At 46.5% G+C, this 20,395-nt stretch carries 20 protein-coding genes; 8 read left to right on the top strand and 12 right to left on the bottom strand.

Features of this window, described 5'->3' with window-relative positions; all coding sequences use genetic code 11:
• Position 1: 1 nt before the first annotated feature.
• Positions 2-322 (bottom strand): hypothetical protein, encoded by a 321-nt coding sequence (locus HRM2_RS19320; protein WP_015905718.1) that lies wholly within the window; start codon positions 320-322, stop codon positions 2-4.
• A 334-nt stretch (positions 323-656) separates the two neighbouring features.
• Between HRM2_RS19320 and HRM2_RS19315 the strand changes: the two genes are divergently transcribed.
• A complete protein-coding gene (locus tag HRM2_RS19315) occupies positions 657-935 on the top strand; it encodes an NAD(P)-binding protein (protein ID WP_015905717.1) in 279 nt (92 codons plus the stop codon).
• 38 nt (positions 936-973) lie between these two features.
• Entirely contained in the window at positions 974-2,314 is a 1,341-nt protein-coding gene (locus tag HRM2_RS19310) for a GMC family oxidoreductase N-terminal domain-containing protein (protein WP_015905716.1), read from the top strand.
• A gap of 36 nt (positions 2,315-2,350) precedes the next feature.
• Here HRM2_RS19310 and HRM2_RS25530 read toward each other — a convergent pair whose 3' ends face one another.
• Together HRM2_RS25530 and HRM2_RS19300 are read right to left on the bottom strand one after the other, a co-directional pair.
• Positions 2,351-5,455 carry an ATP-binding protein gene (locus HRM2_RS25530; protein ID WP_015905715.1) on the bottom strand — a complete coding sequence of 1,035 codons (3,105 nt, stop codon included), beginning with the start codon at positions 5,453-5,455 and terminating at the stop codon, positions 2,351-2,353.
• 21 nt (positions 5,456-5,476) lie between these two features.
• Positions 5,477-6,793, bottom strand: a complete 1,317-nt coding sequence (locus HRM2_RS19300) for an ABC transporter substrate-binding protein (protein ID WP_015905714.1) — start codon at positions 6,791-6,793, stop codon at positions 5,477-5,479.
• 489 nt (positions 6,794-7,282) lie between these two features.
• Between HRM2_RS19300 and HRM2_RS19295 the strand changes: the two genes are divergently transcribed.
• The 5 genes from HRM2_RS19295 (at position 7,283) to HRM2_RS19275 (ending at position 11,563) form a co-directional block, all read left to right on the top strand.
• Positions 7,283-8,197 (top strand): HD-GYP domain-containing protein, encoded by a 915-nt coding sequence (locus tag HRM2_RS19295; RefSeq protein ID WP_015905713.1) that lies wholly within the window; start codon positions 7,283-7,285, stop codon positions 8,195-8,197.
• A gap of 679 nt (positions 8,198-8,876) precedes the next feature.
• Positions 8,877-9,296 carry a rhodanese-like domain-containing protein gene (locus HRM2_RS19290; RefSeq protein ID WP_232364082.1) on the top strand — a complete coding sequence of 140 codons (420 nt, stop codon included), beginning with the start codon at positions 8,877-8,879 and terminating at the stop codon, positions 9,294-9,296.
• Between the two features lie 46 nt (positions 9,297-9,342).
• Entirely contained in the window at positions 9,343-9,549 is a 207-nt protein-coding gene (locus tag HRM2_RS19285; protein ID WP_015905711.1) for a hypothetical protein, read from the top strand.
• A gap of 176 nt (positions 9,550-9,725) precedes the next feature.
• Positions 9,726-10,385 (top strand): peroxiredoxin, encoded by a 660-nt coding sequence (locus HRM2_RS19280; protein ID WP_015905710.1) that lies wholly within the window; start codon positions 9,726-9,728, stop codon positions 10,383-10,385.
• A gap of 533 nt (positions 10,386-10,918) precedes the next feature.
• Complete coding sequence (locus HRM2_RS19275) at positions 10,919-11,563, top strand: DUF599 domain-containing protein (protein WP_015905709.1); 645 nt, start codon at positions 10,919-10,921, stop codon at positions 11,561-11,563.
• Positions 11,564-11,583: 20 nt separating this feature from the next.
• Here the strand turns inward: HRM2_RS19275 and HRM2_RS19270 are convergent, their stop codons facing one another.
• Positions 11,584-11,826 carry a hypothetical protein gene (locus tag HRM2_RS19270; RefSeq protein WP_015905708.1) on the bottom strand — a complete coding sequence of 81 codons (243 nt, stop codon included), beginning with the start codon at positions 11,824-11,826 and terminating at the stop codon, positions 11,584-11,586.
• Between the two features lie 390 nt (positions 11,827-12,216).
• Here HRM2_RS19270 and HRM2_RS19265 point away from each other — a divergent pair, with 390 nt between their 5' ends.
• Entirely contained in the window at positions 12,217-13,137 is a 921-nt protein-coding gene (locus HRM2_RS19265; RefSeq protein ID WP_015905707.1) for a hypothetical protein, read from the top strand.
• A gap of 175 nt (positions 13,138-13,312) precedes the next feature.
• Here HRM2_RS19265 and HRM2_RS19260 read toward each other — a convergent pair whose 3' ends face one another.
• The 8 genes from HRM2_RS19260 to HRM2_RS19225 all read right to left on the bottom strand — a co-directional run bounded on the left by HRM2_RS19260 (position 13,313) and on the right by HRM2_RS19225 (position 20,394).
• Positions 13,313-14,275 carry a LysR family transcriptional regulator gene (locus HRM2_RS19260; protein WP_015905706.1) on the bottom strand — a complete coding sequence of 321 codons (963 nt, stop codon included), beginning with the start codon at positions 14,273-14,275 and terminating at the stop codon, positions 13,313-13,315.
• Between the two features lie 89 nt (positions 14,276-14,364).
• Entirely contained in the window at positions 14,365-14,763 is a 399-nt protein-coding gene (locus tag HRM2_RS28095) for a helicase-related protein (RefSeq protein ID WP_015905705.1), read from the bottom strand.
• A complete protein-coding gene (locus HRM2_RS19250) occupies positions 14,744-14,995 on the bottom strand; it encodes a DEAD/DEAH box helicase (RefSeq protein ID WP_269719590.1) in 252 nt (83 codons plus the stop codon). The genes HRM2_RS28095 and HRM2_RS19250 overlap by 20 nt, the downstream gene beginning before the upstream one ends.
• Positions 14,996-15,058: 63 nt before the next feature.
• Entirely contained in the window at positions 15,059-15,835 is a 777-nt protein-coding gene (gene nuoB, locus HRM2_RS19245; protein ID WP_015905703.1) for an NADH-quinone oxidoreductase subunit NuoB, read from the bottom strand.
• 17 nt (positions 15,836-15,852) lie between these two features.
• Positions 15,853-17,364 carry a hydrogenase large subunit gene (locus HRM2_RS19240; RefSeq protein WP_015905702.1) on the bottom strand — a complete coding sequence of 504 codons (1,512 nt, stop codon included), beginning with the start codon at positions 17,362-17,364 and terminating at the stop codon, positions 15,853-15,855.
• Positions 17,364-18,854 carry a proton-conducting transporter transmembrane domain-containing protein gene (locus HRM2_RS19235; RefSeq protein WP_015905701.1) on the bottom strand — a complete coding sequence of 497 codons (1,491 nt, stop codon included), beginning with the start codon at positions 18,852-18,854 and terminating at the stop codon, positions 17,364-17,366. The genes HRM2_RS19240 and HRM2_RS19235 overlap by 1 nt, the downstream gene beginning before the upstream one ends.
• Positions 18,851-19,498, bottom strand: coding sequence for an NADH-quinone oxidoreductase subunit K (locus HRM2_RS19230; protein ID WP_015905700.1), 648 nt, complete (start codon positions 19,496-19,498; stop codon positions 18,851-18,853). Before HRM2_RS19230 ends, HRM2_RS19235 begins: the two co-directional genes overlap by 4 nt.
• A 5-nt stretch (positions 19,499-19,503) precedes the next feature.
• Positions 19,504-20,394: a respiratory chain complex I subunit 1 family protein gene (locus HRM2_RS19225; protein ID WP_015905699.1), complete on the bottom strand. Its 891-nt coding sequence runs from the start codon at positions 20,392-20,394 to the stop codon at positions 19,504-19,506.
• Position 20,395: the final 1 nt, after the last annotated feature.

Here is a 20,395-nt window from a genome sequence, read left to right as displayed (position 1 = left end):
TTTACTCAATACGCCTGACAACTTTCAGGGCAGATTCTGGAACAGACGTAAATGGTGGGCTGATCACGAATTCTTTGAGTCCACGAGAACGCATATCCTGCAGCATACCATACCATGCATACATCGGCCCATGACTGATGCTGATGATACCGCCAATCAGCGCATAAAACCTTTGGCCCCGCTGCCTTTTCCAAGGTGTTTTATGATCTGTTTTGGCTTCAAAAAATAGTTTAGCAGTGCTGTAAGTATTATAATTAGGAGAAACAACGGTAAGGGCCCACTCAAAAATAACTTCTACCCGGAATTTTGGAGGCCAATTCATCCAGTCCTGACGCGTTGTGAAAATTCGGCGTATTCCTGATATGCCTGGATTTTCACGCCTTGCAGGGCAGGCGACTTGACCCCCAAAATTGGTAATTTATTTTTGAGTGAACCCTTAGGGCTTATAAATCATTGCATATTTTTCTTGAATTTTTTTTTGAAGGGGTTGTGGAGGGAAGAGGTTGGAAGGCATTCAAAATGGTCTGTAGGCTTTTTCAGTCGGTGTTTGGGTCACATAATAATTAAAGTAACGAACGTTCGCTCTATTTTTGTTGACATTCCTGAACACAGTTTCTAAGGTGGTAAAGTTGACAGCACTCAAACAGGGGAATGTCATGCAGACGATGACAAGCGATTATGTGATTGTGGGATCGGATCCCGGTGGAGCGACGGTAGCAAGGGAGCTTGCCAGGGCCGGAAAAGATGTGATTCTTCTTGAAAAAAGAAAGCGTCATAAGCTTTCCAAAAGTAAAATCAAATCCTATGGAATCTACGATAAATATGCGGTTTCTCCAAGATCAAAGGAGGGGGTGATCATCGGCAGGGCCGTTAACCAGGGGGGATGCAGTGTTGTCTTTTCGCCAAATTCTTTAATTCGCCCCCTTTCTAACTGAAAAGTGACCCCCCTGATGACAATGTATAGGAGTATAAAATGGCAAAAAAAAGGGACAGGAGACAGGAAGTAATAATTGTCGGCACAGGACCTTCTGGTGCAACAGCAGCCCTCGAACTTGTTAAGCGGGGCAAAAAAGTTCTTATGATAGAAACTGGGATTGAAGATCAATTAGGACGAGGCGTATTTCATACATATAAAAATCTCTATGACAAACATCTTTTCTTTTCACGTTCAAAAGAAGGAATTATTATTGATCGTGCTTTGACACTTGGTGGTTCTTCAGCGGTTTTTAGCGGTAATGCTTTTCGACCGACAAAGTCGTTTCAGGATGACCTCGGTTTGGACCTCGAACCCACTATCCAGGAAACCATCAATGAGTTGAAGCTTGCACCTTTCTCTAATGAGTTTATGAAAGGCTGGAATGGAACACGGAGACTTGTGGAAGCCGCAGATACGCTTGGCATCAACTTTTTACCGCAACTAAAATTTATTGACCCATCACGCTGTAATCCAAAATGTGATTCCTGTATGTCCGGTTGTTCTATCAATGCACGCTGGACTGCTCGTGATTATGTGAGAAAAGCAATGGCATGGCCCAATGGTATTGACCTTATTATGAATACTCGGGTTGAAGAAGTTCTTATGGATAACGATAAAAAAAGAGCCATAGGAGTTCGGGTCTCTGGAAATAAAGATATTCCGGAAAAACTTTATGCGGATATGATTATTCTGGCCGCAGGTGGTATGGGAAGTCCGGTTATTTTACAGAAAAGTGGAATTGAAGAGGCCGGCAAATCATTTTTCATGGATCCAATGGATGTGGTTGTGGGTTTTACAAAAGAAAAAGGACCTTGGAAAGCCATGACATTCACTCATGCATGCGAGGACTTTGAAGAATCAGATCATTTTATGATAGGAAATGTAAAAGGTGAGGGGGCCTGGCTTTCTCAGATGATGCGTATAAAGCCATTTTTTAAAAATATTTTGAAATTTAAGAAAAGAGGACTCTATTCCATGGGCATGTTTACAAAGATTGCTGATGAAAATAAAGGGTCGATTGATGCAAAGGGAAGAATGTCAAAGCCAATGACCGATAATGATATGAGAAATATGAAAAAGGGAGATGACCTTTGCACGCGAATACTGATAAAAGCTGGTTGCGAGCCCGATACTATTTCCATCAGCACAATGATAGGTGGACATCCAGGGGGTACTGCAGCTATTGGTACCGTTGTTGATCAAAATTTTGAGAGCTTGAAGATTAAGAATCTTTATGTTTGTGATACAAGTGTTTTTCCCCGTTCACCGGGTTCGCCTCCGGTACTTACGCTAATAGCCATGGTTAAAAAATGGGCCAGAGAACTGGAAATTGCCTAGGACCGAAAATTTTATCAATGAGGAATTCTGCAGGAACTATTGTGACGGATCCAAGACCTCTCTTACTTTGGCGGCTATTTCTTTTATTGAAAAAGGTTTGGATATAAAAAAAACATCGTCCTCCAGTATACCCTGGTGGGCGATGACATCAGCTGTATAACCAGACATAAAAAGGGTTTTAAGATCAGGATAAATGCTTTTAATCTGTTCGGACAATACCCTGCCGTTCATTTCAGGCATGACCACATCCGTTATTAAAAGATTAATCTTGAAGGATTGATTTTTGGCCAGATTTAGAGCCTCGAGTGGACTGGAGGTGGCCAGTAGAATGTATCCTAATTTCTCAAGTATTCTTTTCACGAGTTTCAAGATTGAACTTTCATCCTCAACAAGCAATATTATTTCCCCCCGGCTTAACGAATTTTTTATATTATCGTCATTACCGGTTTCAACCACCTGGCTTGCATGCCGGGGTAGATAAATCCTGATGGTAGTTCCTTTCCCTGGTTCACTGCAGGCGTTTACAAATCCGTTGTTCTGTTTGACAATACCGTATACGGTGGACAGTCCAAGGCCAGTCCCCCGGCCAAGGTCTTTGGTGGTGAAAAACGGTTCAAAAATGTTTTCCAGGATGTCCGTCTCTATTCCACTGCCGTTATCGCTGACAGCAAGCGATACATATTCTCCAGGAACAAAATCAGCATGATTATCGCAATCGTCTTTATTGAAACGGATATTTTTTGTTTCCACAATGACCTTGCCCACATCGGCTATCGCATCCCGTGCATTAACGCAAAGATTTGCCATGATTTGATCAATTTGAGAGGGGTCCAGTTTGACCTGCCAGATTTTTGCTCCAGGCAGCCAGTCAAGATCAATGTTTTCTCCGATCAGCCGCCGAAACATATTCAGCATGTTTTCAATGGTCTCGTTCAGGTCTATCACCTTGGGAGCAATCGTTTGCTTGCGTGCAAAAGCCAGTAATTGTCGGGTAATATCCGTCGAGCGCATTGCAGCAGTTAAAATTTGTTCCAGGTTTTCATGCAGAGGGTCTTCCGGCTTTACCTGCTCCAGAGCCAATTCAGCGTAGCCGATGATGATACTGGACAAATTGTTATAATCATGGGCAACGCCGCCTGCCAATCGACCGATGGACTCCATTTTTTGAGCTTGCTGTAATTGAGCTTCAAGTTTTTTTAATTCACTGATGTCTGTTGCTATTTGGAGTCTTACGATACGACCATCAGTCCATTCAATCGCCCGGTCATGGTTGATATAAAATTTTTCGGTTATGGGGTTTTTATCCTGCCAGATGACTACGTCCGTGGGCTTCCCGTTTTCATCTATCAATTTATCATTGGTGCAACGTGGACAGGGACCGGTCTCACCCCTGAAAACGTCCCAGCAGATTTTTCCTGTGAGATCCTTATCAAAGCTTTCTTTCATGTGTTTATTCATGAACAGGATTTCATAATTGTTCATATCCGCCACATAGATGGACGCATCAATGCTATCTAAAATCTTCAGAAATCTTTCATGTGATTCTATCAAGCTTTGTTCTGCCAGCTTACGTTCGGTGATATCTGTCACAATCGATTCCAATGCAATTGGCACACCCTTTTTGTTGAGGAGTAACAGGTTCCTCTGGTACAGCCATTTAATCGAACCGGATTTATGGACGATCTGGTATTCGTAGGACAATGGTGCTTTTCCATTTAAAAGATTGGCCCATTGCTCGTTAAAATAGTCTCTCCAGTCTGGATGAATTATTTCCTTTATCAGCAGGGGAGAAGCATAAAACTCGTCCGGGGTATATCCAAAAACATCAACGGATGCCAAATTGACATATTCATATTTGCCTTCAGGCAGGGTCATCCGGTAGATCATATCTTTGGCATTCTCTGTCAATCGTCTGTATTTCTCTTCACTCCTTTGTAATGATCCGATCAAATCGCGCAGTTGAGCTGTCATGTCATTGAATGATTGTGCCAGAAGACCCAGTTCGTCATGGCTGGGGATCGGCACCTGGACGGTCAGATCACCGGTGGCAATTTGCCGGGCGATGTCGGTCATGTTGAGAATAGGCCGCGTGAGTTGGTGGGCAACCATTATCGCAACAGCTATCACAATGAGTGAAATGACGCAGACCAACCATAGTGTGCTGTTAATTTGTTTGCCGATGGGTTTGAGGAAAGTGTCCCGGGGTTGAGCTACAACAACCCGCCAATTGGCCTGGCCGAGGGCGACAGAAACGGCTTGATCCGACTGGCTGGAGCCAGGTGTCAAAGCGGCAGTAAAAACGGTTGAACCGGTGTCCGTCTGCAATGCTTTCTCAAGGGTGGGTAACTCCATGGCCAGGTCACCCCGCAGGGTCTGGGGAAGCTGGCCTGCAGACTGCAACTGCTCGAACAACTGTTCACTCAATGGGCGGCTGGTTTTGAATACCATTCCTTGATTCTTTGAGTGGGCCAGGATGAGGTGATTTTTATCCAGCAGCAGGCCAAAGGAATCAGGACCGGCAAGTCCGGAAGTGCTGGCAATAAAATCCTCCAGAAAGGCGATGCTTACTTGCATGCGCAGCACACCCACCACAATACCTGCAACATTGAATATCGGTCCACTGACGTAAAAGAATGCCTGACGGGATACTTTTGAAGGAAAAAGAATGGGTGAGATGTAGGGGGCGCCCGTTTGAATGGGGGTCTGGAAATAGATTGTCTGGGATTCATTTTCCCCCATACGCCAGGATTTGGTATCCAGAATATTGATACCGGAAGCATCCAATACGCCACAGGGTGTCGGCAAAAAAAGATTTTTTCGGCTCAACGTGCGCAAAATCGTTGTGACACGGATCTCTTCCATACTGCCGGGGCGCTTTTTCGGTGACAATTTTAAATATTCGGCAAAGGGGCTCAGCTGACCTGCGGCCCTGATTTCCATCAGGTTTTCGAGCAGAAATTGATCGATTCGGTTGGCGGTCTGCTCAGCTGCTATGGTCAAGGTTTGGTTGGCAACATCGGTCAGGCTTTGTCTGACGCTCCAGAGATTCAGTGCCGCCAGGATGAACAATGGGGTCAAGGCCAGGACCAGTGCAGTGAGGATGGCTTTGAGCTTCAGATTGATAACTATTGGACGTTTCAATAGACTTCCTCTGCAGCTTGGTTAGTCGTTGGCAACATGTTGTAACCAACCCCGTTCGATGGCTTCAATCCATTCTGGACGCGGCTCTGGCAGACGATGTTCGGCCAGAACACCTGGGGGTAGCGTCGCTGCTCCCCTTGGCAGCTGGTTGAATTTCTGCCGCCATTCCATCGGCAGCAGCATGGGGGACACGGCGGGGCTGTCGCCCCATTTAGTGATTTTATCCAGCTGGGCTTCCAAGGACAAAAGAAAGTTGGCAACAACCATGGCCCCGGCCTTATGGGGTGAGTTGTAAGGAATGGCCACATAATGGGTATTAGCCAGGGTCCCGCTTTCAAAGACAAAGGTTCGCGTTAGCGGCGGATAAATGCCGCCGGTGACACGTTTGGAAGTATTGGCGGTTTGATAGTCGATATCAAAAAAGATTTCCCCGGCTTTAAACAACTCTTCCTGCTCCGTTGCAGATATGGGATACGTCTTTCCCTGATTCCATAAAAATGGTTCGATCCCATTGAGGGCTTCATAACAGGCTGGAAGATATTGATCTGCTTTGGATTGATCGTATTCAGCCTGGAAAACGTCATACCTGCCTGCCGTCCAATAACAAATTTGACAAACAAAGGCGGTTCCGGTGAAATCAGGTAAGGCCGGATAGGTAAATTTGCCGGGATTGGCCTTGATCCACTCAAAAAGGCCTGGAATGGTTGTGGGCGGCGATTCGACCTTGGCTTGATTGTAGGCAAATACGATCTGCGCCTTGCCGTAGGGTGATTCGTAGCCATCCACAGGAAGGCTGAAATCCCTGGCAATGATTTCGTCCTGCCAATCGACAAAAACGGTATTGGGCAAATACAGAGACCAGGGACCGTAGAGCAATTGCTCTTCGCGCATGGCCTGGAAGTTTTCACCATTAATCCAGATCAGATCAACAGCACCGTGCGTGTTCTGACCCGCCGCGCGTTCCTGCCTGACTTGGCTTACCGAGTCGACAATATTCCTGAAAACGGCATTAAGGGTGACTCCGTAGCGATCACGCAACTGACGGGCCACATAATCGGTCACCCAGGTATTGGTGTCTTGACTACCGCCCCACATGTACCAGTTCACAGTTTGGCCCCGGGCCATGTTGACAATGTCGGCCCATTTTTTTCCTTCGAAACCCGGCGGAGGATATTCACCTTCCGGGGTGAGGGCCATTTCCATGGGCAGGGCGGTTGTGCTTTCAGAAGTTGGATGATCCGCAGGATTGTCTACTGATTCGGATTGACACTTTGTTAGCACAGCCATCATGCCAATGATGATCAGGACTAATAACATTGGGTGCAAGGATGATTTCATAGATATAAAACCATTATGGAAAAGTATATTATTATGCCTGGCCTCAATTATCCATCCCTATTCTCCAGATGCCGTGATTTTCGTCCACCCCGAAGCTTGGTTGAAATTGAGCCTAAAATACCAGCAAAAATAATGAAGGATATTTTCATCTCAAACGCTTTTTTTGCTACAGCAATTAGAGAACTATCCCGGCGATTGTTAATTCTGAATTAAACATATGTCCAATCAAAATAGCTACCAATATTTAGTAGCAACATCCATAACGTTTGTAAAGGTAAGGTTTTGTCCGTATCGGAAACGGAAACAGTCCGTGTCGAACAAAACCATCAACAGGATTATGGGGTGTTTTATCTTAAAGAGGCCTAGCCCATCCTTTTGGTGGGGGCTGGATATTGAGATGTCCAGTTTTAATCTTGTCTATTCGTAATTAAATTTTTATGGCATAATAGCCGATAGTCTCTTAAACTGTTAGCTGAGATATTCAGGGATATGTTAAATTTAATACCAATTAAAAATTCATATATGCGATTTTGTAATAACTTTCCGTTATATTATTTTTCAGAAAGTGGAGAGCCTGTACTATATAAAAAAGCAGGTGAAAACCTGAAGGAAGGATCATTTGAAAACAATCAATATTCCGATCTTTTTATCCGCAAAGAAGATGAAGGCGCTGTTGCTAAACAATTGCAAGCTGCTTTAAACATTGAATTCGCACGGGCAATCTCGTCAAAAGGGATCGTTGCCATAAAAAGCAGCCTTTGTCTAATTGTTGAAGAAGCCCTATCTGGTCCATTGGAAACCAACCTAACTTCTTTGCCTGAAACCATAGAAATATTGTTTTATGGAACAAAGAAAAACCCAGATTTATTAGATGCATTAGTTGTAATTAATAATAAAAGTGCTAAAGTCATTGAGCATTCTGTAAATGTTCTGGCTCTTGTTGCACAATATTGTTTTTTTAAAAAATATTCTGAAGAGAGACTTAAAATATTTAGCCTGTCCGCACTTTTGCACGATATTGGTCTTTGTAGAATTGAAAAAGAAATAATTGAAAAAAAAGAAAGGCTTACAGACAAAGAATTTTCAATTTATAAAAAGCATGCGATTAAGGGTTTTAACGTTTTACAATTCTACCCAACTTTTGATAAATCGGTAAGCATAACAGCTCTTGAACACCATGAAAGATTAGATGGTAGTGGATATCCTAATGGGGTGAAACAGATATCTTTTGAAAGTCAAGTGGTCGGTTTGATTGACAGTTATGAATCCTTAAAATATCAAGAGAAAACATTCAGACAGTCTTTAAAGCCATATGATGCATTACAAATTATTAAAAAAGATGTGGTCCTAGGAAAATACAACAAAAAAATATTTGTAGATTTATGCTCATGCCTGATCAAATAAAAATTCAATAAAATTTGTATCAAAAATTATTGACACCAGAAAGTGCTTGGGGAAACAACACTACCTTGATGATCGGGGTGACCCCATGCACAGGTTTCCCACTCACCTGAATGTATTTAAGTTCAAAACTAAAAGCCAGAAACTTTGGTGAACGCTATTTGACCGGACCTGCTGCGTTGCCGGGCATTTTCGGCCGGCGACTACAGCCTCATGCCCGCCGTCTTGCATATCCAGCCAACTACCGCTTGCAACTTTTACTCGATTATCAAGTTTTTTAGATTCACTTCAAATCGGCAGGCGGAAACGGGTGTTGCCCTTCTCTCATTCTCGCAGCCCGTCCATGGGCTGCTCCGAGGGAAATGGCAACTCTTTCGGCGTCCATGCCGACCGTTGCCATTTAATCCGTTCAGGGCAACACCCGTCCCCACCCGCCTACTGCTATCGTGTTTCATGCGTTGTTGTGTCCGCAGAACATGGGGATTATAAAGAACTTGATAATTGAGTTTTAGGTATTAGGCTGAGCCTGGTGTGTGTTATTGGATCTTTCTATCGATTCTGTAAAAGTTATAAGGAATAACGATTTGCCATGGTGATTCTCTCCCCTATATTATGCATATTCATTCAAGCTGTGACATGCTTGTAAATAATCCATGATCAATGAGGACTTTATATGAAAACCATGAAAACATTAACATTTCTTGTCGTTATCTCTCTTATGGCCGTTGCTGGTGTTGTGGCATCCGATTATAACTACGTATCCCCTGAAAAAGTCAAAACCTGGATAGAAACCCAGGAACCGGTGACCATTGTGGATATTCAGGTCAAGGAAGAATTTGAAGCTCACCACCTGCCGGGTTCCCTTGCTACCTATTCCTACCCGGTGAAAAGCGATTTGGAAAAAGCCAAGATAGATGATGCTGTGGATGCATCCATTGACACAGAAACCCCTGTTGTCGTTGTTTGTCCCCGGGGAGCGGGCGGTGCCCAGCGATGCTATGACTACATGAAGTCCCGGAATATTTCCGAGGACAGACTGCTGATTCTGAAGGGCGGCATCGCCGGATGGCCCTACAAAGAACTGATGGAATCAGCCAAATAAACGATATCCGATTGGATTGAAAATTGCTCAATAGCAAAGGAGGGAGATGGCTCTTATCACTTCAGGGATGACCGTACTGGACATTGTTGCCAAATGGGAAAGCACTCAAGCCATTTTTAAGAGTTATGACGCCCTTGCCGGTGAGTGTATCTGCTGTAACGCACTCTTTGAATCACTTGAAAAGATGGCTGAAAAATACAGCCTTGATCTAAACACCATTTTAAACGAACTGGAGACGGCGGCCAGGGGCTGATCAGCCCTTTAAGCAGCAGATTGGAATCTTTAAATCATAGTTCCACACGTCTTCTGGAGAAACATCAGGGGGTAATGAATTTTGTTCGTAACTTTTAGGTGTTAGGCATCCAGATTAACACCGCCATCTGGAATGCTAAAAATCAACCTGGCGGCACATGCAAAGGAGAAGAGGTAATGGAAGAAACGAAAGTAAATATGCCGTTGCTCGGGGATGCGTTGCCTGAGTTAAAAGTCCAGTCAACACACGGTCCCATGAATATCCCCGGCGATATGAAGGGAAAATGGTTTGTGCTGTTCAGTCATCCGGCAGACTTCACACCCGTTTGCACAACAGAGTTTGTGGCGTTTCAAAAACGATACGAGGAGTTTGAAAAACTTGGTTGCAAGTTGATTGGTATGTCCATTGATCAAGTATTTTCTCACATTAAATGGGTACAGTGGATCAAGGCTGAACTCGACGTGGATATCAAATTTCCTATTGTTGCAGCCAATGATTCCGTTGCTATGAAACTCGGCATGTTGCATCCGGGTAAAGGAACCAACACTGTGCGAGCAGTATTCATCGTTGATCCAGATAGCAAGGTTCGCTTGATCATGTATTATCCACAAGAAGTGGGTAGAAATATGGATGAAATTGTCCGCTCAGTCAAAGCCCTTCAAATATCCGACCAGCAAGGGGCTGTTGCGGCTGGTTGGCCCGATAATGAATTGATAGGTGATAGAATCATTATGCCGCCATCAACGAATCAAGCTGATGCGGAAAAACGCATGGAGAAGTCAGATGCATTTGAATGCTTTGACTGGTGGTTCTGCCATAAGCCATTAGAAAAATAAGCCGATTCTAAACGTTCAATCTACAAAATGCCCCGCGCCCGCGCGGGGCATTTTGAGCCTGGTGCTCATCGTTGGACATGAAAATTGAGGTGTCGATATCATCTGAGAAGAATATTTACAGCTTCAATTTTTCTCATAAATATCTTGGCAACCATGCTGTCATAATAGAGATCCCTCCCAATATATCAATAAATGACGATCCCATTCTAAAAAGATTGAGCCGTTGATCTCAAAAGGAAAAAGTTCCAGAACTATTCATCTTTTTTTGTTCTGGGGCTCTTTTTTGAGAAAGTGGATTATTATAAATAATACCATTATTGCAGACCCCAGACCGTATCAATGATACTATTTGAATTCAGAAGGCTTTTGAAATTCAACAATTATGCAAATTATGCAGCGAGGTCATGCTTGCTTGATATTTACAAAAATTCTTCATAGAATCCGTGGTGATGATGTAAGGGCCTTGGAAAACAGGGCCTGTGTATAATATGAAAGCAATATAAAAACAGCATTTTACATGCCGGGAAATAAATATGTCCATTAATTCACTGTTCGAAATTGTTTTGGTCTTTTCTACAATTGTCATTCTCGTCTCCTATCACATACACCTTTATTTAAAGGTCCGCCATGATCCCTTGATGACAGCCATCGGAATTACAAATCACGCGAGACGTATGTGGGTGAATGGGATCATGAAAGAAAAACGAGACATCCTGGCGATACAGACGCTGCGCAATCAACTGATGGCTGCCACCTTTTTAGCGTCCACCGCATTTCTTATCTGTATTGGGTCTCTCAACGCAGCTTTTCGGCCGGGGGTATTCATTGAGGTTTCCAATGCGTTCAATCTGCTGGGAACAAAAACCGAAGCATTGTGGATGCTCAAACTGATGTTGCTGGGGATAGTTTTTTTTATCACTTTTTTTAATTTTACACTATGCATCCGCTATTACAATCACGTCGGGTTCATGATCAACACGTTTCAACAGGACGATCCCAGCGTCTCTGAGGAAGCTGTTACCCATGTTCTCAATCACGGCGCATTGCATTACACCATCGGTATGCGTGGATTTTATTTGTCAGTATCACTCGCCTTGTGGTTGTTCGGGTCAATCTGGATGTTGGCAGGCAGTCTGGTTTTGGTTGCTGTTCTATACCGTCTTGATCGAGAAGCTTAGTTGCGTCATATGTTTCGTGTTTATTTTTTTCTGCCAGCAAAGGAATAGATCCAGTGGATCTGATGTTCAATTTCGTTTCCGCCAGTTATAATTTCAATGATCAAAAACAGCCCAGTCGCCAGGTAAGGGAGTGTGGTTCTAAAATCGACGCGTGATAAAAATCGCCGTGCCCGGATATTTTTATCAGAATCTTGAATTTTGTTTATAGTGTCCTCAGCAACAGCGAACCGACTAAGTCCATCCCCCTGGCGTGAGGGCATCATGCTCCGATTCCTTGAATTATAAACCAGTTTGAACTTATGCCGTGAAATGCAATGGTACAGTCAGACTGAAACCTGCATAACAACTTGCTTTTTGTCACAAGCATATAAGAAAAAATTATAGATTTGAAATGTGTAGCCAGCCCCAGGAAGGACGAAACATGCTGTGTTATTCCTGGGTTGACCCCAGGTAAACAGCCAATCCCGAAAGTTGAGTTAAACAGTCAAAATATGGTTGAATTCGAGTATAGGCACCTGAATGAGAGTTTTGCCAGTAATTTACGGTTAAGTTGTGCTAAGATAACATCAAACAGTATTTTTGAAGGTCCAAATTGAAGTGGTACTAAGGATTTAAAGTCCTCTATACCCTAAAACGTTAGGTGGAGAAATTGAATGAAAATCCATTTATCCATTGCCAAACCCATCCTCCTGATAGCCGTTGCGTTGACTTTGTTCATGTTGCCTGGTCTTAAATTGCCATATGTGGATAAGAAAGCAGATGCTTACTTTTCCGATGCAATGACTAAGGCGGGATTGGTCTATGGTGTTTGCAGAGTAGTTAACGCTTCCGTCTCTGTTGTAAAGGAGTCCCAGATCCAGATTGAGCCGGGAGGGCTTGGTGTGGCATTGGCAGCCGGACAGGCCTTGGACCCACTTGATGATATGACCGAACGGGCATCTGACATTCTCATTACAGCTATCGTTTCTTTGGGGATCCAGAAAATAGCATATGAATTGTGTGTCGCATTTGTACCTGCCCTCATTGGTCTGTCAATAATTGCATTTGTTGCCCTTTCTTTTTTTAAAGGAGGCCGGGCAACGGCGCTGCGAATTGTCGTGCTGAAAGCCCTCATCATCTTGGCCGTTGCACGCCTATGCCTGCCGACTGCCTCAATTATAAGTTCCTATTTGAATGATCATTATTTCTCACCGGAGATCGCCAAGGCCAAGGATGAACTCGCAATGAGTTCTCCAGAGATGGAACGCCTCAAGAATATGAGCATACCTGAAGTCGACGGTATTTGGGGGTCCATAAAGAATGGATTTGGATTTGTCGGAGAAAAGACATCCGATCTAAGTGTAGCACTTAATGCAATGATTCAGAATATGAGCAGTATGGTATCCAATCTTCTAAAGCTGTCATACTTGTATGTGGCATTATTTATAATTCAGGTCATTCTACTGCCAATCGGGGCCTTTTGGCTCTTGGTACGAATCACCAATGTGCTTTGCGGCGTAAATATCCCATACGTTCTCAAGTCTGTCGATCTGGGGAAGCAGATGAAAAACGGAACCGAAAATAAAAACGCCTAACAAGCGGTGCTGATGGCCTGCTACTGCTAACCGCAGCAGCAGGTCATCGTGTTAATTCAAGATTAAACTTAACACCTAAACGCTTTCTATAAGATGGTTTGCAAGACTATATGTCGGAGGTCTGGGAATCTATTCATTGTTGCCATGACATGGGACAGAAGAGGAACCAGAGGTTTCAATGGCCTGGAATCTTCATGCCAGAATTACCCTGGGGAATCATGGTTCTGATTTTGTCTACCAGGTAGCGCTCAAAAACCTTTTCTGTAAAGGTGGGGATTTTGTCCTGCAAATGGGCAAGGGATATCGAGTTTATAATTTCGGAACTGGTCGTTTTTATATGAACAATCTGTCCATTTTCAAGCTCTTCCTTCACCAGGTGGGATACAACAATCCCCATGCCAATATTGCTTTTTATCGCGGAGATCACTGCCCGGTGGCTGTCCACAGTTAACACATCACGAACGTGTATATTTTTTTTTGAAAAGTGGTGTTTGAACCACTGCTTAATCGTTTGCAGGTCTTTTGTGTAGGTGATGAAATTTTGTTTTGATAAAGAGACGAACGAGTGATCGCCTTTTACCCGATTTTCATGGTACTGCCTGGAGCAGGCAAGTATGACCTCCTCTTCAACAACAGGATTAAAATGGTACATATCAAGGGAACCCAGGTGTGTGCTTCTGGTTAAAAATACATCCACCAAAGCAAAATCCACCAGCCCCTTCCTGAGCTGCGGCAGCAAGGTTTCCGGGGTTCCAAATTTAAGGGTGAACGATACATCTGGATATTGCTCCCTGAACCCTGCCACTAGGGATGGCAGATAGGCTTTTCCAAATTCGGGTGGGGCTCCGATACGTAACTCACCAACGGGGTGGTCCTTCCCCATCTCAAGATTCTTCAGGTAGGTGTCAAGGGCGGCCATAAACGGCTGGACAATTTCATACAACTGTTCACCTGCCGCCGTTGGTACCAGTTGTTTGTGCAGGCGGATGAACAAGGGACTGTTCACTTCCCTTTCCAGCTTTTGAATAGCCTGGCTGACGGCAGACTGACTGACAAACAACGCATCGGCTGCAGCAACAACACTTTCCTGCGCAAACACATGGTAAAAGACTTTTAACCGATCCAGATTCTGTAACATAAGTATAACTTTAGCTATGGTTGATGTTGTATAATTATACTTATTAAACAATCCCCGCTATGATTGCAACATAAAACAGTCAACCAAGGTCAACAGGAGGTCGTTATGCTGGAATCAAAACAGTTGATCTTGCCCACACTGGTGCCGGCAAGCCCCCCATCCTTGGTCCGTGCCCCCAGTATATCTTCGGGCCTGAGCTTGCTCCTGCGGCCACCGTTGATGGAGAGGGTCACCATGGGGACGATGGCATCCTCTTCGATGGCGGGCTCAAGCACCTCCACATCCGACACCCCAAAACAAGCACCCATCATGGTGTTGATCTCTTCCATCCGGAACCGCTCTTTGGGGGTCATTAGGGAAAAGGCCATGCCCTCTTTTCCGGCCCGGCCTGTCCGGCCGATGCGGTGGACATACACCTCGGGCTCAAAGGGAAGATCAAAGTTGATCACCGCGCTGAGGCCTTTGATATCAAGGCCCCTGGCTGCCACGTCCGTTGCGATGAGAATGGGGCAGCTCCCGGGTCGGACACATCACCAGGACCTGGACCCTGAAACGTTTCACGTTCAGGTTATGCAACAAGCCAATGCCAAACGCCGCTGTCTTCCCGCTTCCGGTCTTGGCCTGGGCCAGCAGGTCCTCCCCCTTGAGCACATGGGGCAACCCCCCGGCCTGGACTGGAGTCATCCTGTGGTACCCCATAGTCCCCAGGTTATCGATCATTGGTTTGGTTAATGGTAAGGTTGAAAAAGCGTCCATGGAAACCTTCTTTTATGATGCAGCGGGCTAAATTTTACCCAGATAGCAGAGCAGGGCTTCAAGGATGGTGAAGGGATGGGGGGGGCATCCTGGAATGTAGAGGTCAACGGGGAGTATGGCGTCCACGCCATTATGCTGCTGTGCATGACCGGCATAGGGTCCTCCGGATATGGCACAGGCACCGGTGGCAATGACGATCTTGGGTGAGGGAAGGGCATCATAGGTTTTTTTCAGGGCAGTTTCCATGTTGCGGGTTACAGGGCCTGTTACCAAAAGGCCGTCTGCATGCCTTGGTGAAGCAACAAAGTCAATTCCAAACCTTGCTAAATCCCATCCGATTGTCCCCAGAACATTGGTGTCTGCTTCACAGGCATTGCATCCGCCTGCACAGACCTGGCGAAGTTTCAGTGATTTTTTGAAAATTGCCGGGGCTTTTTTCGTCAGGGGTTCGGTAAACCCGGGGCTGTTTTTTTTAATGATAAGGGCATCCCTTTGGGTTGCAGCCATCCTGGACTGTCGTGAAAAGGTGATAACCCCATGGGTGCACACGGTTTCACATTTACGGCAGAAAAGGCATTTGCCAAGATCCATGGACAACTCTGCCGGTAGCGCTGGGTTTTGGTTGTTGGACAGGGAAATCGCCCCGGTGGGGCAGGCGTCGATACAGGCGGTGCAATTTTCAAGACAGTCGCCATCCATTATCGGTCGTCCTGCATAGCGATGGGGCAGTTCTGGGGCAGGGCCCCGGGGCCATGACAGGGTTCGATATTTCTGTTGAAAGCGTGTTCTTATGATATCAAACATTTTTTCTTCCTCGATATTTAGAGATCATGACCGCAATAGGAGAGGTTAAAGCTCTTGTTGCACAGGGGGAAGTCGCTGATCTGCTGGTTGCGCAGGGCCAGGGAAACGCCGAACCAGTTATGGAAGGAGGGATCAACAATTTTATAAAATGAAAATTTCCCAGCGCTGTCCGTGGCAGCCGTGTGGCAGATTTCTCCCCGCCATCCTTCCACGAGAATAGTGGCCATTTTTTGGGGGGGAAGTTTCCCCTCCCATAGGTTGGCAACTTCCCCGCCAGGCAGGTCGGCAAGCAGCGTGCGGATGAATTTAAAACTCGCCTGAATCTCACCCCACCGGATCTGGGCACGGGCAAGGCAATCCCCTGTTTTCCTGGTTATCACGGGCAGTGGGGTAAGGCGGTAGTTTTCGTAGGGATGGCTGGTTCTGACATCCTGTTTCAGTCCGGATGCCCTGGCCGCGAGTCCCACAAGGCCAATTTCCCGGGCTGTCTGGGTGGGAACCTGTCCTGTGTTTTCAAGACGGGCAAGCACCGAGGGTGTGTTGAGCATCAGTTCAATGGCTGAATGGGCATCTGCATGGATTTCATCCAGTCGTCTGAGCAACTCCCCGGTTTGTGCGTGGGTGATGTCCCATGCGGTTCCGCCCGGGATGACAAGGCCCCGTCCAAATCGGTTGCCGCAGATCATGGCGGTCAGGTTGAGGGCATCGCCCCGGATGCGTCCGCAATAGCTCATGGTCGGTAAAAACCCCACATCGCCTGAAATGGCACCCAGGTCACCGATATGGTTGGCAATCCGTTCCAGCTCAGCGGCAATTGCCCGTATGGCCTGGCCCCTTGGCGGGACGTCTATACCTGCAAGGGCCTCAATCATGCAGCAGCCTGCCGTTCCATGGCCAATGGAGGTATCGCCGGCAAGGGTTTCAAAATAATGGAGCGTCCGTTTGTCGGGCCCGTCTTTAAGGGCCGGTTCAACCCCCCGATGCTGGTATCCCAGGCTGATTTCCAGATGATAAACGGTCTCGCCATGGCATTGGAATCTGAAATGTCCAGGTTCTATGATGCCGGCATGGACAGGGCCCACCGCCACCTCATGGGCTTCTTCTCCATCGATGCTGAAAAAATCTGTTGTACCTGCATGGGCAGCTTTGCCATGGGCAGCGACTACTGGAGGGTGGGACCGGACTGACTTGAGCCAGGGATGTCCCTGGGGCAGGACATTCCATTGCTCGTAGATTTCACGCTCAAATGCCTGGACCTGGGGGCAGTCGGGTGTCAAACTTTGAAAGGCAGGATCAGTATCTGCTGCAACCACCTCCACTGAGCCTGCATCATCGTTTGCCAGTACGCAGATCAGCCGGATCTTTTCCTCTGGGTTGGGAGTACCGAAGAATGAGCAGATGCGGTAATTGTTCCGGACATCATCAAGGATGGTGGTGCGAAAATCAGCCATACTGACAACCGGGCAGTCGTTGTAGTCAATCGCTGTCCAATCGGAAAGCGTTAAACTTTTTTTTGGGGAATTCCCCATTATTGTCCTCCAACATACAGGGTGATTCCGTCAAGGACCTTTGCCAGCCATGGGGGCATGTAGATCCCCAGGATAAGGGAAAGAATGCCGAAAACGGCAAGGGGCGCAATGGACCAGGCAGGTTCCGGATCTGTCGGGGAGGTGTTTTTCGGATCGGTTTGCCCGGGTGGTTGTGAAAATACCATGGGCAGTACTTTTGCCGACAGGGCGGCAAAGATAATTCCCAGGGTCAAAAGATAAACAGCAGCGACCCCGTAGCGGGCTTTGTCGACCATGGCGCCCAGGATTGTCAGCTCACTTAAAAAGATGCCAAAGGGGGGAGACCCGATGATGGCGACGGTTCCTGCAAGCCAGAGTATTGCAGTTACAGGTCGGGTATAGATAAGTCCGCTTACACCGGCAATATCTTTGGTCTGGTAGGATGTCATCAGATTCCCTGCTGTCATGAACAGCATGCCCTTGATCAGGGAATGGTTGACGGCATGGAATATGCTGCCGGAGATTCCAATTCCTCCAACCCCGATGCCAAGTGCGATGATCCCCATATGTTCCACACTGGAATAGGCCAGCATCCGTTTGAAGTCTTTTTGGCCAATGATGAAGATCGCAGCAATCACCAGGGATATCAGACCCAGGATCATGAAAAGCCGGCCGCTGGTCTGGCCGAGACCGGCTGCGGTCATGACCACATGGATTCTCAACAGCACCAGAAAGGCACAGTTTAAGAGCGCTCCGGAAAGCAGGGCTGAAACCGAAGAAGGAGCCTCGCTGTGGGCATCGGGCAGCCAGTTGTGCATGGGGGCAAGCCCCATTTTAGTGCCGTACCCCACAAGACAGAGGACAAAGGCGGCCTTGAGCCATGTGGGATTGAGGCGGGTGGCATTTGCCATAAGCGTGTCCAGGGATAAAAGACTCCCTGTGGCGTTGATATTGGATCCGGCAACAACAATAAAGAAATTTCCCAGCATGGCAAGGGCGATTCCAATGGAGCAGATCAGAAGGTATTTCCAGACAGCTTCGAGGCTGCGGTGGTGTCGATGGTAATAGATCAATGGCGCGCTGGAAAGCGTGGTCGCCTCAATTGCCACCCACATGAGCCCCAGGTGCCGGCTGACCGTTACAAGGGACATGGTGGACAGGAAAAAAAGCAGGCAACCGGTGAATACGGCGTCGTTGCTGTTTTTGAATAAAATATTTTCTTCCATATCCCGCCTGTGCCCCTGGGCTTCGGCTTTCAAATACCCAAAGGTATAAACCGATGACCCCAGGAACAGCAGGCTTGTAATGGAAAGGAACAGGAGACCGGCGTCATCCAGGCCGATCCAGGCAGACTGCAGCGCACTACCATGGTTGAACCATTGCCATCCAACCAGCAGGGAATGGAAAACAGCAGCCACACAGAGCAGATACCGACACAGGCTTCTGCTGCGCGATAGAAAACAGATGAGGCCGGCAGCAGCCGGAACCAGAAGGATGAGCCATATCATCATAAATCCCTCAAAACAGACAGCCGATCCGTATCCATATGATCAAATTCCCGGCTGATATGAAAAATAGCAACACCCATGATCAGAACCGCCACAAAAACATCCAGCAGAACACTTAATTCCACAATAAAGGGTTCCTGGATGGCCATGGCCATGCCAAAGGTATAGATGCCGTTTTCCATTACCATATAGCCAAGCACCTGGGTGATGGCCTTTTTCCTGGCAATGGTCATAAACAGTCCGGAAAACATGGTGAACAGGGACACCGGAAGGAATAAGGTTTCAACGACCGTATGGGAAAGGTAAAGCGGTCGTGAAATCAAGACGCTGAAACCCAGCAGGAATGCTCCGATAATAAGGGATGCCGTGTATCCCACAATGGGATCAAGTTCCCGTGAAATAGCCGTTTTATGGGCAACACGGCTCAGCATCCATGGCATCGCTATTGCTTTTAAGGCAATATTGACGCCAAGCAGGATCATCAGACGTATGTCCATGTTACTCTGATGGGTCAGCCAGGTGACACAGGTCAATATCACCGCCTGCATCATGAGGATATGAATGCACGGGGTCAGGCGGCTTGAACTGAGCAGCCTGAAATTGAGAAGTATCAAGAGAATAACCAGGAAGTTAAATGTTGAGGTCATTTTTTTTACCTTATAATAAGAATCAGGCTGATCAATGATAAAATTGTTGCCCCGACCAGAAGTTGAGGAACCCGAATAAGTCTCAGTCTTGCCATGATTGATTCAACAATTCCCACTGCCACCGCCACAAGAAACAGGGCGATCAGGCCTGCAACCAGGGAACTGCCTTCTCCGGAAATTCCTGGCGGAACCAGGAGACTGGCTGTCAGGGAGGCATAAATCCAGAACTTGAGGGTGGCACCATATTCTATCAGGGCAAGATCAGGTCCGCTGTGATCAAGGATCATGGCTTCATGGACCATGGTCAGTTCCAGGTGGGTATTGGGGTCATCAAAGGGAATTCTTGAATTTTCTGCAAGGAGTACGATGAATATGGCGGCTGCCAGAATCGGGCGGGTTCCTGTCTGCAGGGAGGTAAACATGGTGTTCAGGGAGGTTTCCCCGCTCAATGCACTCAGGGCACAGAGTCCCAGCAGCATGGCGGGTTCCGCCAGCATGGAGAACTGGACCTCACGGCTTGCGCCCATGCCTTCAAATGCAGACCCAGTGTCAAGGGCTGCCATTACCGTGGCAAACTTTGAAAAACCGAACAGATAGACCACCAGAATCATATCCCCTTGAAAGGTCAGAAGGTTGGATCCATTGCCCAGGGGAACAAGCATGACACCGACGACACCCGCTGCCGTGCTGATCAGTGGAGAGGCCTTGAATATCCAGGTGGTGGTTCTGCTGTAAACGCTCCCTTTTCTTAATAATTTTCCCAGATCATAATACATTTGCAGGACAGGCTTTCCTTTTCTTCCTGCAAACAGGGCCTTTACTTTGTTTATGATTCCAGGAATCACAGGGGACAACATCAGGGCGGAAAGGACGTGAATGATAGTGATAAATCGCATG

The sequence above is a fragment of the Desulforapulum autotrophicum HRM2 genome, assembly GCF_000020365.1.
In the GTDB taxonomy this organism is placed as follows: Bacteria; Desulfobacterota; Desulfobacteria; order Desulfobacterales; family Desulfobacteraceae; genus Desulforapulum; species Desulforapulum autotrophicum.
This window is presented reverse-complemented; position numbering and strand designations above follow the sequence as displayed.

Bases quoted from the DNA above. Each gene is read 5' to 3' on its own strand.
- HRM2_RS19320 (WP_015905718.1), bottom strand. From the start codon at position 322: ATGAATTGGCCTCCAAAATTCCGGGTAGAAGTTATTTTTGAGTGGGCC.
- HRM2_RS19315 (WP_015905717.1), top strand. From the start codon at position 657: ATGCAGACGATGACAAGCGATTATGTGATTGTGGGATCGGATCCCGGT.
- HRM2_RS19310 (WP_015905716.1), top strand. From the start codon at position 974: ATGGCAAAAAAAAGGGACAGGAGACAGGAAGTAATAATTGTCGGCACA.
- HRM2_RS19300 (WP_015905714.1), bottom strand. From the start codon at position 6,793: ATGAAATCATCCTTGCACCCAATGTTATTAGTCCTGATCATCATTGGC.
- HRM2_RS19295 (WP_015905713.1), top strand. From the start codon at position 7,283: ATGTTAAATTTAATACCAATTAAAAATTCATATATGCGATTTTGTAAT.
- HRM2_RS19290 (WP_232364082.1), top strand. From the start codon at position 8,877: ATGAAAACATTAACATTTCTTGTCGTTATCTCTCTTATGGCCGTTGCT.
- HRM2_RS19285 (WP_015905711.1), top strand. From the start codon at position 9,343: ATGGCTCTTATCACTTCAGGGATGACCGTACTGGACATTGTTGCCAAA.
- HRM2_RS19280 (WP_015905710.1), top strand. From the start codon at position 9,726: ATGGAAGAAACGAAAGTAAATATGCCGTTGCTCGGGGATGCGTTGCCT.
- HRM2_RS19275 (WP_015905709.1), top strand. From the start codon at position 10,919: ATGTCCATTAATTCACTGTTCGAAATTGTTTTGGTCTTTTCTACAATT.
- HRM2_RS19270 (WP_015905708.1), bottom strand. From the start codon at position 11,826: ATGATGCCCTCACGCCAGGGGGATGGACTTAGTCGGTTCGCTGTTGCT.
- HRM2_RS19265 (WP_015905707.1), top strand. From the start codon at position 12,217: ATGAAAATCCATTTATCCATTGCCAAACCCATCCTCCTGATAGCCGTT.
- HRM2_RS19260 (WP_015905706.1), bottom strand. From the start codon at position 14,275: ATGTTACAGAATCTGGATCGGTTAAAAGTCTTTTACCATGTGTTTGCG.
- HRM2_RS19250 (WP_269719590.1), bottom strand. From the start codon at position 14,995: ATGATCGATAACCTGGGGACTATGGGGTACCACAGGATGACTCCAGTC.
- nuoB (WP_015905703.1), bottom strand. From the start codon at position 15,835: ATGTTTGATATCATAAGAACACGCTTTCAACAGAAATATCGAACCCTG.
- HRM2_RS19240 (WP_015905702.1), bottom strand. From the start codon at position 17,364: ATGGGGAATTCCCCAAAAAAAAGTTTAACGCTTTCCGATTGGACAGCG.
- HRM2_RS19235 (WP_015905701.1), bottom strand. From the start codon at position 18,854: ATGATGATATGGCTCATCCTTCTGGTTCCGGCTGCTGCCGGCCTCATC.
- HRM2_RS19230 (WP_015905700.1), bottom strand. From the start codon at position 19,498: ATGACCTCAACATTTAACTTCCTGGTTATTCTCTTGATACTTCTCAAT.
- HRM2_RS19225 (WP_015905699.1), bottom strand. From the start codon at position 20,394: ATGCGATTTATCACTATCATTCACGTCCTTTCCGCCCTGATGTTGTCC.